This is a genomic window from Kitasatospora sp. NPDC056181 (assembly GCF_042266225.1).
Taxonomy (GTDB): Bacteria; Actinomycetota; Actinomycetes; order Streptomycetales; family Streptomycetaceae; genus Kitasatospora.
On record NZ_JBHJUK010000007.1, the window covers coordinates 1 to 12,698 of the forward strand.

Annotated in this window: 7 protein-coding genes; 3 read left to right on the forward strand and 4 right to left on the reverse strand. The window is 73.5% G+C overall.

Annotated elements, in window-relative coordinates:
* Positions 1–247 precede the first annotated feature (247 nt).
* From ACFC1F_RS05005 to ACFC1F_RS05015, 3 genes are all read right to left on the reverse strand, one after another.
* Entirely contained in the window at positions 248–3,178 is a 2,931-nt protein-coding gene (locus ACFC1F_RS05005; RefSeq protein ID WP_376155746.1) for a type 2 lanthipeptide synthetase LanM family protein, read from the reverse strand.
* A gap of 65 nt (positions 3,179–3,243) precedes the next feature.
* Positions 3,244–6,207, reverse strand: a complete 2,964-nt coding sequence (locus ACFC1F_RS05010) for an AAA family ATPase (protein ID WP_376155747.1) — start codon at positions 6,205–6,207, stop codon at positions 3,244–3,246.
* 41 nt (positions 6,208–6,248) lie between these two features.
* Positions 6,249–6,815, reverse strand: a complete 567-nt coding sequence (locus ACFC1F_RS05015) for a flavoprotein (RefSeq protein ID WP_206671055.1) — start codon at positions 6,813–6,815, stop codon at positions 6,249–6,251.
* Between the two features lie 390 nt (positions 6,816–7,205).
* On the opposite strand from ACFC1F_RS05015, the gene ACFC1F_RS05020 reads away from it, so the two are divergent.
* Genes ACFC1F_RS05020 through ACFC1F_RS05030 form a run of 3 tightly spaced genes read left to right on the forward strand, consistent with a single transcriptional unit; the run spans position 7,206 to position 11,065 of the window.
* Positions 7,206–8,351 carry a hypothetical protein gene (locus ACFC1F_RS05020; RefSeq protein WP_376155749.1) on the forward strand — a complete coding sequence of 382 codons (1,146 nt, stop codon included), beginning with the start codon at positions 7,206–7,208 and terminating at the stop codon, positions 8,349–8,351.
* A gap of 30 nt (positions 8,352–8,381) precedes the next feature.
* Complete coding sequence (locus ACFC1F_RS05025; RefSeq protein WP_376155751.1) at positions 8,382–10,517, forward strand: tetratricopeptide repeat protein; 2,136 nt, start codon at positions 8,382–8,384, stop codon at positions 10,515–10,517.
* A 23-nt stretch (positions 10,518–10,540) separates the two neighbouring features.
* Complete coding sequence (locus ACFC1F_RS05030; RefSeq protein WP_376155753.1) at positions 10,541–11,065, forward strand: flavin reductase family protein; 525 nt, start codon at positions 10,541–10,543, stop codon at positions 11,063–11,065.
* A gap of 122 nt (positions 11,066–11,187) precedes the next feature.
* On the opposite strand, the gene ACFC1F_RS05035 is transcribed toward ACFC1F_RS05030, so the two are convergent.
* A complete protein-coding gene (locus tag ACFC1F_RS05035) occupies positions 11,188–12,438 on the reverse strand; it encodes a metalloprotease (protein WP_376155755.1) in 1,251 nt (416 codons plus the stop codon).
* Between the last annotated feature and the right edge of the window lie 260 nt (positions 12,439–12,698).

A 12,698-nucleotide genomic window follows, 5' to 3' on the forward strand; every position in this document is an offset into this window, starting at 1 on the left:
TCCCACCCACCTTCCAACGCTGTGTGGTGCGTTGTTTTTTTTTTATCCCCCCCGCGGGGGGGGGGGGGGGGGCCCCCCCCGCGCCCCCCCCCACCACCGGTCTCGGACAATGACGCTTTCTCAGAGGACAATGCTCGCGACGGTGCTTGTGTTTGGGTCCCCCTGGCCCAGTGCGACCACGGTAGCCGCGCCAACGGTCAGGCCGGCGAGGATCGCCACCCGCAGCCGGGCCTGGCGGGCCGCGTGATCAGCCGCCGTGCGACGCTCGTCGGTCTCCTGCAGCTCGTTGTCCACATTGTCGAGCAGTTCGCCGTCCATCATGGTGATGTCTTCCCTCTCGTTCGACGGGCCCCGGTCCTGCTGCCGGTCGCAACAGCAGCACCGAGGGGATCCTGGGGCCGAAGCCGAGCCGCAGCAGGCCGTAGCCGATGCCGGCCAGTCCGGTCAGCAGGCCGGGTGTGGGCACCTCGCCGGGGGTGCCGCAACGGGCGCCTTGCTGTTCGACGGACCGCACCAGTCGAGCGGCCGTACGGCGATGGCCGGCATCGGTCGGCATCAGCTCCACCAGTGGTTCCAACAGCCCGAGTTCGCCGTGGCGGAGCGAGTGGCCCGGCATCGGCACGCGGTCGGCGAGCAGGGCGAGGTGCTGGTCCGCCTCGCGGGCGCGCAGCGCCCGGCCGACCCAGTCCGGGCAACGGCCGGGGCCGTCGGAGTCCGCCAGGTCCACCGCCGCTCGCTCCCGCAGGGCCCACGCGACGCCCTCGTGGCCGTGGAGGAATCCGGGCCGCTCAGGACGGGGCCGACGGCCCGCCAAGGTCCTGACAGTGTGGGCGAGTTCGGCGGCCGCCGGCAGCCGCGTCTGAGCATGCACGGCCTCGGCCGCGAGCAGGGCACCGGCCAGGCCGTCGGCGATGTCCATGGGGGCTGCCGGGTCGACGGCGGCCGTGTGAAGTGCGGCGAGGCCGGCGGGCAGGGCGGCGCTCAGCTCCGGGGAGTCCAGCAGGGTGGCGAGCCGGGCGGTGGCGTAGCTGATGCCGCCGAGCCCGGAGAAGCCGCCCGGCCCCACGGCACGCGCGAGTTCGGGGTGCTCCGCCAAGAGCCTCAGGAGCTGTGGGAGGACGCGGACGGCCTGGGCGGCGGCCTCCTGATAGCGGACCGCCCCCGTGAGCCGGCCCAGTTCGGCGAGGAACAGCGCCGGGCCGGTGTAGCCGTCGCCGAGCGCCATGCCCATCGGCAGCACCGCCCACTGCCCTGGCCCGGCCTCCTGCAGCCCGAGCCAGTTCACCCGGCCCTCGCCCCGACAAACCCGGGAGAGCAGGTCCTCCCCGATCCCCCGTGCGAGCTCCAGCGCCCGGGCACCGGGGTCGCCGTCGTAGGCGTCCTCGGATTCGGCAGCGGGGCGCCCCGGAGCATGGCGGCCCGGAGACCGTCGTCCGGCGGCCAGGGAGGCGCGGATCAGCCATACCTGCCGGTCGAGGTCGCCCTCCGACATCCCCCGGATCGTCCCGGCGGCGGCCGTCAGCCCGGATTCGTCGAGCAGGAACGGGAGTTCACGACCGTCCCAGGTCCGCGGGGTGCGGGCGGCGGGGGTCGTGGTGAAGAACGGGACGTCGCCGGCGAGCAGGTCGGTGAGTTCGTGGGGCGCCAGCACGTGCAGGTGCGGGTAGCCGGTCTCGTCGTGCAGTGCGGCGAAGGCCCGCTCCCGACCGGAGTGGTCGCGCAGCAGCTCCGGCTCGGTCGCCTCGGCGAGCAGCGTCGCATAGCTCTGACTGGGCCGCGCCACCAGGCGCATCGTCTCACCCGCAAAGCGAAGCAACAGCCCCTGCTCACCGAGCAGTTCATGGGAATGTGCGGCAATCGCCCGGTAGCCGGCGCGGAATCCGCACAGCAGCCGGTCGAGCTGGTCGGCCGGATCGGCGGGTCTCCCGGCCAGCACCGGGCGGTTGTCGGCACCCGGCCAGCGCGCCGGGCGGCGGACCAGCCGCATCAGGTCGGTGCCCGCGTCCGCCCACCCGGGCATCGGGTCCGGCGTCCACTGGTCGGCCCGGGCGCCAAGTGCCGAGAGGTCGAGTGAACCGCCGCCGCCGAACCACGGGTTCGGCAGCACCATGGTCCGCTGCACGGACGCGGCGAGCGCCCGGGCGGCCGGATCGGCGCCGCCGTCGGTGACGGGCGCCCAGCACGGGTGGAACAGCGTCTCCACGTCCACCACGACCGGCTGGTCGCGCGCGGCGATGAGGTTCTCGGCATGGATGTCGACCGCGTTCACCACGTGCAGCAGCGCGAGCTGGGCGCCGAGCCGCTCGTAGAACCGCCCGACTTCGGCTTGGGACCGGCATGGGCGCGGCGCGACGTACTCGGCCCAGCCGTACCCCGCCCGCGGCAGCAACCGAACTGCTCGCGCCGCCAGTTGGGGCTGGTGTCCGCCGAACCAGGCGAGCAGTTCGTTCCACCGGGCGTGCAGACCGAGCGGGCGCGGCTTGTACACCAGGCGCTGCCCGCCGTCGAACTCCAGCACGGCGACGGACCGGCCCGCCGCATGCGGGTCCCCCAGTCCGAAGCGGACCCGGGTCAACCGACCGGGCTCGCCGTCGAGCAGGGCGGCGGTGAGCTGCTCCCGGTCCGCGTGGAGCCGCTCCAGCAGTTCGGTGGCTGCGGCCACGGTGCGCATGCACCGTTCGGCCAGCAGCCGGGCCAGCACGGGATGACGGTGCAGCACCGCGCCCAGGGCCGGTCCGGCGGCGACCTCGCACAGGAACGCGTCGAACCGCTCCCGCCCGTCCTGCCCGGTCAAGGTTCCGGCCCGGCGCGCGTGCCCCAACTCTTGTACCAGTGTGCGTCCGGCCAGCCGCACCAAGCCGTCGGCCAGGTGGCGCCGTGCACCGGCCCACACCGCTCGCCGCCCTGCCGCTGCAGGGTTCGCCGCCGCGAAGTGGCGGGAGGTGGTCCGCAGGAACGGCAGCAGCGGATGCAGCAGTCGGCCCTCGGGGCCCGTCCCGGGGAGCGAGCGGATCCGCCCGCCGGGTGCCGACTCGGCGAGGCGCAGCGCCTGTTCCACCGACTCGGCCCAGCGTGGCGTTCGCCCGGGCGGCAGGGCATCGCGTTCGGCCGGCGACAGTGCGGGCAGCCACCAGGCGCCGGATGCCGCGGGCAGCGGAACCGGCTGAATCGTCTGCACTGTCACTCCACAACTCTGACACACCATCGCCCATTCAGGGTGGCGCATCAGATTTCCCGGCAGGCCTACCGTGCGGCGAGGAAGTCCGCCACGAAGTCGCACAGCTGGGCACGGGTGGCGGAGTTGGTCTTGCCGATCAGACTGGCGATGTGCTTCTCGACCGTCCGGGGAGAGATCTGCAGGCGCGCGGCCACGGCCTTGTTGCCGACGCGTTCGACCAGCAGGCAGAAGACGTCGTACTCGCGCAGGGTGACGCCGAGCGCGACGAGTTCGGCCGGAATCCGATCCGTGCCGGTACGGCGCTGCCCGACCGGAGCGCCCAGCGAACGCAGCCGGGAGCGGCACGCGGCGGCGACGGCGTCGGCACCCGAGTGGTGGAAGTACTTCTCGGCCTCGGTCAACCAGTCGCGGACCGCCCCCCATCCGTCGGTGCCCGCGGCGTCGGCGACCAGACGCAGGCCGAGGTGACGAGCCGTCGGGAAGATCACCGCGTCGGCCTGCGCAGCGCGGAACGCCGCCACGGCCTCGGCCGGGCGACCTTCCCGCCCGTACAGGACCGCCCGGGCCAGGCCGACGAACTGCCGGTTCCACCGCATCCGGCCCGCCTGACTCGCGGTGATCCGTTCGACCTCTGCCCAGTCGGCTCGCCCGGCCAGCACGGACAGCAGCAGGACCAGCCCGTGGCTGCCGGCGAGGTGGAAGTAGTTCTCCTCGTCCGGCGGGACGGCGGCGGCCAGCCGCGCAGCCAGCTCCGCCGCCTGCTCGTGGTCCTCCTCCAGCAGCGCGCAGAACAGCTCGGCCAGACCGAGCACGAGCGGTGCCTCCCGCGACTCGTTCCCACCGCTGGTCCGGAACCGGGCGAGCGCCGCCCGCAGTTGGGGCCTGCGGGCCCGGTGGGCGGCGGCCACCGCGCCCACCATCAGGGCGTACCGGGACACCGAGTGCAACTGCAGTCGCTCGGTCTCGGCCCTGGAGCCGTCCAGCAGGGCCGCGGCCCGGTCGAAGTCGGCTCGCAGCACCGCGTCGAGCGCCAGCATCGCCCCGACGTTGTGCGCCAGGCTCACGCAACCGGTTCGCATCGCCTCCTGGTGGGCGTGGTGCAGCCCGTCCAGGTCGGCCTCGGCGAGCCAGGCGTTGCTGCCCAGGCCGATCAGCCCGTGGTTGTGCCAGCTCACCTGGCGGCTCTCGGCGGCCAACCGCAGCGTGCGGCGGAAGCACCGGTCGGATTCGGCCAGGGAACGCCCACGGGTCGCGAAACCCATCGCGTACCACGCCTGGCAGGCCAGTGCGTGGTCACCGCGCTGTTCCGCGCCCTCGATCGCCCGGCGGGCCAGTTGCTCGCTGCGGCCGATCCGCCCCTGCTCCGCCGTCGACACCACCAGGTAGGCCTCGACCACGTCGATGCCCGCGGTGTCCCGCGCACCCGCCCCCTCGGGCAGCAGCTCCCGGGCAGCGCGGACCTGTTCCAGTCCCACGTCCCACTGCCCCGCCACCTGCGCCGCCCAGGCCAGCCGCACGTGCAGCTCGACCCGGCGTCCCGGATCGGCCTCGACATCGGCCCGGCGCAGTTGCTGCGCCACCTCGGTGGCCCGGTCGAGCCGGCCGTCGTCCGCCAGGGCGAGCAGCAGGGTCTCCAGCAACTCCCGTCGCACGCCCGCCGGTACGGCGTCGTCAGGCAGGTGGACGTCCGATCCGTCGACAGGCCCCAAGGCCGACCGGGCTTCGTGCAGCGCCGCGATCGCCGTTCCGGGCCCGTGGCCGGCCAGGGCACGGCGGGCCACCTCCAGGTAGCGGACGGCGGCGGTCCGGCGGTCCCCCGCCCGCCCGTGCAGCCGCGCGGCCAGCAGGCACCACGTGCCGGGCAGGCTCGGGTCGAGCTCGTTCATGGCCGCCACGGCCCGGGCGGCGAGCTCGGCCCGGTCGGCCGGCGTGAGCCGGTCGAGCAACGCCTCCTGGGTCAGTGGATGTTCGAAGGCGTACCAGTCGGGCCCACGCTCGTCGTCCGGCACCAGCAGGCCGTCGACGACGGCGGAGCGCAGCGAGACGGCGGGCTCGTGGTCGTCCGGCGCGGCGCAGCGCCGCGCCACCGACAGCGGGAAGCTGCGGCCCAGCACTGCGGCGGCCGACAGCAGCCGGAGCGTCTGCGGTCCGAGCCGCTCCGCCCGCTGCTCGACCGCCCGGACCAGGGTGAACGGGACGGCCGCGCGGCTGGTGCCGACCAGCCGCCAGCGGCCCTCGGTGCGGACGAGTCGGCCCTCGGCGCGCATGCCGCGGATCAACTCGGCGGCGGTGAACGGGATTCCGCTGCTGTCGGCGAGCACCTGGTCGGACACCGCCACAGGCAGTTCGTCCGGCGGGCAGCCGAGACAGTTCGCGGTCAGCGCGTGCACCTGCGCGGCACCGAGCCGGCCGAGTCTCAACAGGCCGGCTTCCCCGCGCTGGGCCAGCGTGTCCGCGAGCGAGTGGGCGGCGCCCGGCGTGTCCCGCAGGGTGGCGACGACGGCGACCGGCAGCAGGGCCAGGTTGGCCGCCAGGTACTCCAGGACCGCCAGCGTCTCGAGGTCCGCGTCGTGCAGGTCGTCGATGACGAGCAGGCAGCCGCGCTCCCGGCCGCAGGCGGCGGCCAGCCGGACCACGGCCTCGGCCAGCACGATCGGCGACCGGTCGCAGGCGTCCCCGACCGCCCACTCGGGGACCAGGCGGCCCAGCACGGGCAGGTACGGTCCGAGCGCGTCGGTGGGCGGCGCGCCACCGGCCCGGGCGAGTGACAGCAGTGCCTCGGTGAGCGACCGGTACGGCACGGCCGGGCCGGTGGCGATGCAGCGGCCCTTGAGCACGGTCATCCCGGCCTCCCGGGCCAGCGTGATCACCTCGCCGGCCAGTCTGGTCTTCCCGATCCCCGGCTCTCCGGTCACGCACACCGTACCGCCCCGCGACTGCCGCGCGTCCTGCAGGACGCGGTCCAGCAGGGCGAGTTCGTCCTCGCGTCCGACGAGTCCACTGAACCGGTCCACGCGCGGTTCCGTCATCGTGATCCCCTCCGGTCTGCTGATCCCGATCAAGGCGCACCCTATGCCGACTCGTCGTCGCCGTTGAGGGCGTCCTCCAGCCACTTCACGACCGTCTCGGCGGCCTCGTCGGGCCCCGGCATGGCAGGCCCGACGCCGTTCTCCTTCTGCCACAGCAGGAACATCTCGCGCTCGGTCGGCTCGACCACGGTGTGGCCGTCGGCGCGCAGCGTACTGACGTGACGTCGGGTCGCGGGTTTGCGCCACATCGAGCCGTTCATGTTCGGGAAGAACAGTGCGGGCCGCTCGTGGGCCAGCAGTACCGTCTGGGCCGGCGTGGCGGCCAGCCCGAGTGCCGCCGCAGCGAGGGTGTTGGCGGTGGCGGGCAGCACCACCAGGCCGAGCGAGCGGTGCGCGAACTCGGTGGGGTTGAGGGTCGGGTCGTCGGCGACGTACACCTCGTCCGCGTGCCAGGCCAGTACCTGGGGGTGGACGAAGCGCGCGGCGCTCGCGGTCAGCAGGACCCTCAACGGCAGGTCGATCTCCTGGCGGAGGAAGACGAGGTAGTTCGGCAGGTCCTTGGCCGCGATCGAGCCACAGGCGATCACGGAGAGGGCGTCATTTCGCATGGCTTGGATGGTGTCCGAGCCCGGCCTACCCCGGTATGGGGATCGGGCCCCCGTTTTCCGTCCCGGCTCCGGGCGGGAAGACGGGGACCGACTACCCATGTCCGCCCACCGGACGCCATGCCATCGTCGGACTCGCCGATCCGCCACCAGGGCGGGCGGTGCCAACCCACCTCTCCATCAAGGGAGTCGAACCATGAAGAAGATCGCTGTGCGCAAGACCGGTTCCATCAAGCTCACCTCGCCGGCGTCCTACGTCCTCGTGGTCTGCTGACCCGCTGACACCCCCGGGCCTGCGTGCAGCACAGCACGCAGGCCCGGGTTCGTCCCGCCGCACCCGCCCGAGCGGGCCGCACCCGTCCGGGAGGCCCGCACCCCTCCGAGGGAGAGATCATGGCGACCGCCGACCTCGCGTTCCATCCGCTCACCTTCGTCACCGAACGCGACGGCACGCTGGTGGGCCGGCCCGACACCGGGTCCTTCGCGCTGCTCCCGGAGGACGGCGCGGCGCTGCTGCGACGCCTGGCCGACGGCATGCCGCTCGCCGAGGCCGCCGCCTGGTACCACGCGGCCTACGGAGAGCCGGTCGACCTGGCCGACTTCATCGAGGCCATGCGCGATCTCGGCTTCGTCCACGAGCCCGGCGCCGCCGCCGAGCCCGTGCCCGTACGCCTCCAGGCCTGGGGACGTGCCGTGTTCTCGCCGCTCGGCTGGAGCTGCTACGCGCTGATCACCGCACTGGCGATCGCGGCGATGATCTACGAGCCCCGACTGCAGCCGCACACCCGGAACCTGTTCTTCGTCCCGTCCCTGGTCGCGGTGGAGGTGACCCTCGCCGCGGTGCAGATGCCACTCATGCTCTGGCACGAGGGCTGGCACGTCCTGGCCGGCCGCAGGCTCGGCCTGCCCACCGGCCTGGGCATCGGACGACGGCTCTACTTCGTGGTCTTCGAGACCCGGCTCGACGCGCTGTTCGGTGTGCGGCCCGCGCAGCGCTACCTGCCCTTCCTGGCCGGGATGCTCGGCGAGGTCGTGCTCTTCGGCGCGCTCACCCTCGCGGCGGCGGTCGACCTCGCGACCGGACCGTCCTGGGCCGGGCGGTTCGCCCTCGCCGTGGCGTACCTGATCCTGCCCCGGCTGGCCTGGCAGTTCCTGATCTTCCTGCGTACCGACCTCTACTACGTCCTCGCCACGGCCCTGGGCTGCGCCGACCTGCACGAGGTGGGTTCGGCCTATCTGCGCCACCGTCTGGGCCGGGGCGGCTGGGCGGAGGACCGCTGGACGGCGCGGGAGCGGGCGCTGGCCCCCTGGTACGCCCTGCTGACCGCGATCGGCACCGCCTTCCTGCTGGTCGCCGCCGTGTTCACCGTCGTCCTGCCGGCCGTGTCGTTCGCCCAGCAACTCGCCGACGGCATCGCGCACCGCTCGCTGAGCGACGGCCGGCTCTGGGATGCCGCCGTCGCCCTGCTCGTCATCGTCGTCCAGGTCGTCGTGCTGCCCCTGCTGGTCGGCCGCAGGCAACGCCGCGCCGCCGCGTGACCGGCCCGCGCACTCACGAAAGGAAAACCCGTGACCTCCCACACCTGGCACCTCCAGCCCGAAGGCACCGCGCACGACGACCGGTACGACGCCCGAGCCGACTGCCACCGGCGGCTGCGCGGACCGTACACCGGTCTGGGCACCCTGCTGCGCTCACTGGTTCCGGATGCGCACCGGGCCCGCCCGGAGCTCGTGGCGCACCACGCCGTCGAAATCCTGTCCGCTGCTCCGGAACTCAAGGACCTGATCGGCGCCGGACCGCAGACCCTCACCTCGCTGGCCGTGCCCAACGAGCGCACCCGCCTCTACCCGGCGAAGCGCACCCGCCGCCTCGCCCACGGCATCATCGAGTTCCTGCACGGCCACGCCCGCGAGCGCGGCCACGCGCTGGCCCTGCGCTTCGACCGGGTCGACGAGGCCGATCACACCGACCAGGAGTTCCTCGCCATCCTGCTGCGCCGGGCCCTGCCGGACCTGGTGACGGTCACCGTGCACACCGGCGGCGCCGACCTGATCCCCGAACTCACCACGGCTCTCGCCGCCCATGCCACCCACACCGTCGCCCAACATCCGGACGAGCACGAACACCTGACCGATCATCACAAGCCGGCCCTGGCCTACGTCGAGTCCGACGGCACCTCCCACGACCCCGCTGAACAAGCCGCCTACCGTCGCGTCGACGCCGCCGAGCGGGCCCGACTGCACGACCAGCGGGCGGCCGAGCTGCGCCGCAGCGGAGACTGGAGCCTGTGTCTCGGGGCTATCCCCTATCACCTGGAGCACGGCAGCGACCGGAAAGCGGCCGCCGACGCGTTCCTCGAAGCCGCCGAGTACCTGGTCTCGATGGGCTTCTACCACTCGCTGCTCGACGTGGCCGGACGTGGCACGGCCCTGATGGACCCGGCCGAGGAGCCCCGGAAGTACTGGATGCTGGGCACCAAGGTCACCACCGCACTGGCGATCCTCGGCCGGCCGGAGGAGGCCGAACGGCGCTACATCGAGCTGCGCGCCATGTTCGACCAGCCGATGCTGCACATCTTCTCCGGCTACGCCCTCGCCATGCTCTACACGCGCTACTACCCGGCCGAGCACAAGGACCACCAGCTGGCCAAGGCCCACCTGAACAACGTGCTCGCGATGGCCTCCCTGCTGCCGGACCACGACCAGCGCGTCTTCCAGTCGGTCTTCAACCGCAACGGCCTGGCCCTGGTGGAGCTCCAGCTGGGCAACCCGACCGAGGCGCTGCGCCTGGTCAGCACCGGTCTGGCCGACATCGACCGCGAACTCCCCGCCGAGAAGCACCGCTTGCACCGCTCCGTGCTGGTGCACAACCGGGGCCGGGTGTACACGGTGCTCGGCCGGCTGGAGGAGGCGCTGGCCGACATCGACACCGTCATCGAGCTGGATCCCAACTACCCGGACTACTACTTCGACCGGGCCGACCTGCGGCGCCGGATGGGCGACCTGCCCGGCGCGTTGGCCGACTACAGCGAGTCGATCACCTTCGCCGCGCCGTTCTGGGAGATGCACTACAACCGGGCCGACCTGCGCCTGGAACTGGGTGACCTGGCGGGCGCGATCGCGGACCTGGGGTACGTGCTCGAGCTGGAACCCGACGAGTTGGACGCCCGGATCAACCTCGCCAGCCTGCTGCGGGAGCAGGGCGACGCGGCGGGCTCGCTGGCCCAGGTCGAGGAGGGGCTGCGCCACCATCCGGGCGACGCCCGCCTGCTGTGCGCCCGGGGGCTGCTGGCGCTGGACGCGGGCGCCGACCGGGCGGCGCTGCGCGACTTCGACCTGGCGCTGAACGCCGAGCCGGACCTGGTGAGCGCGCTGGCCAACCGCGCGGCCCTGGTCCTGGAGACGGGCGACCACCGCACCGCCGTCGCGGATCTCACCCGGGCGCTGGCGATCGAGGCCGACAATCCGGACCTGCTCTACAACCGTGGTTACGTCCACCAGAGCGCCGGTGACTGGGAGTCGGCCCGCCGCGACTACACCGCCGCACTGCTGCTGCCCGGTGCCGACCGAGCCGACCTGCTGCGACAGCGCGCCGAATGCCACCTCGCCCTGGGGGATCCGACGTCCCATCAGGCCGACCTGGCGGCGGCCGAGTCGGCTGCGATCTCGCCGAACGCGGACGCGGATCCGGTGAGGGTGTCGTGACGGCCGGGCCGGATCCTGACACCGTGACCGGTCCGGTGACGCCCCGGCCGGAGACCCCGGCCGTCACCGGACCGGCCCTGCGGAGCGTCATGCGCCGCTGGGCCACGGGGGTCGCCCTGGTCACCGCCGCGGCCCAGGGCCGGCCGACCGGTTGCACGGCCAGCTCGTTCACCTCGGTCTCGCTCAGCCCGCCGCTCGTTCTGGTGTCGCTGTACCGGAGCAGCCGCACCCTGGCCGTGATCACCAGCCAGGGTGCCTTCGGCATCAACCTGCTCGGCCGCCGTCACCAGGACCTGGCCGACCGGTTCGCCACCGCACCGGCCGAACAGCGGTTCACCGGCGTCGGCCACCGGCTGGTCCGGAACGTCCCGGTGATCGACGAGGCGATGGCGGCCCTGGTGTGCCGGGTCGAGCGCACCGTCGCCGCCGCCGACCACCTGCTCGTGCTGGGGCAGCCCATGTGGTGCGACCAGAACGGTGCCGCCGACCCCCTGGTGCACTTCGGAAGCCACTACCAGTGTCTGGCCGTGGAATCGGCACGTGCGTGATCCGGGCGCCCGTCCGCGGGGACGAACAGGCGCCGGAGCACGAGCAACCCCATGGCCTACCACCGGGCTTGTCGGCAGGGCGCAACCAGGGGGGCCTCCCCCGCCTGCGCCGGGACCGCCGGTCAGTACGCGATGGTGTGGTCGGCGATGATCCGGCCGGCCGCGTCCGTGGTGGAGAGACCCGCCCGGGGCCGGCCCTCGGTGAAGTACTGGCGGAAGTCGGCGCTGCGCTGCTCGCCCATCAGCCGGACGGTCCGGTCCCACGTCCCGCCGTCCGGACCGTCCGCGGCCCAGAGGTCGAGCAGGGAGCCGCCGACGCGGCCCTGGACGGCGTCGCCGCGGTCCCACGCGGTGGCGCCGTCGTTGTGCAGGTCGAAGTCCTGGCCGTCCGGGTAGACGTAGCGGTAGTCGCCCAGTACGTAGGCCGCCGCCGCGTCCGCGAAGGCTTCGGTCCAGGCGCACCCGGGCGTGGTGGCGACGTCGAAGGTGTGGTTCTCGCAGCCCGGGGCGTCCGGGAACCAGTGGTCGTAGAGCTCGAACTGGAGCCAGTGGGAAGCCTCGTGGAGGATGGTGTGCCGGGAGGCGGTGTGCTCGCCGGCGAGCACGACGTTGCGGGTGTCGGGCTCCCAGAAGCCGCCGACCGTGGCCTCCGGCGCCCAGGTGAAGGTCAGCTCGTCGCAGCCTCCGGTGGTCTGGTGCCGGGTCCAGCAGCGCGAGCCCGGGCCCTCGGCGGCCGTCACCTTGCGGTAGAGGTCGCCCACGGTGTCGACGATCTTCCAGGCGTCCTGCCGGTCGGCGGGCACCTTGAGGGTGCCGAGGTCCCGGTTGCCCGCGACGTCGCGCAGCCGCCCGGAGTCGAAGGCGTACTCGGTGCCGCCGGTGGGGCTGATCACCCGCCACAGGTCGCCGCCGCTGGACCGGAACGTCAGGTGGGCCTCGGTCAGCTGACCGGCCCGGCCCGCGCAGGCCCGGAACCAGCCCCCGTCGTCGGTGACGCCCGAGGCGAGCAACTGGTCCGCGCCGTCCGTCGAGAGCCGGCCCCACAGTTCCCAGGTGCCGCCGCGGGCCACCGCGGTGGTGAGCCGCTCGGCCCCCTTCGTGCCGGCCTCCGCGTCGTGGTGGTCGTAGGTCAACGCTCCGGTGAGGCACGTCCGGCCGTCCGCCGGGACGGTGGTGGCCGGGACGACGACCGTGGCGGAAGCGTTCGTCGGCGCCGATGCGGGCGGGCCGCCGGCCGTCGACGGGCCGCAGGACGCCAGGGTCGCCAACAGGACGGAGGCGGCCAGCGCCCGGCCCCGGGCGGCGGCCCGCCGGCCGGCGCCCGCGAGGGTGGGCGACGGGGGCAGGGCTCGGAAGCGGTCGGACAACGTCAACTCCATGAGTGTTTCAGGACTTTGGAGGAAGATCCCCGGCCGCGCGGACGAGGCCGATCCGGACGACGGCACCCGTCCGGCCAGGCGGAAGCCGGCGGTGAAACGCCGACGGCCGAAAACGACCACGCTTCGCGGTTTGCGGACGGCGGCACGGGGAATCCCGGCGGAGGAGCGCGGGATTCGACGAGACTAGACGGTCCGACGGGGCCGACGGGCCCGAAGCGGCACCGCCCGGCCCGCAGACTTTCCCCGGCGCCTTC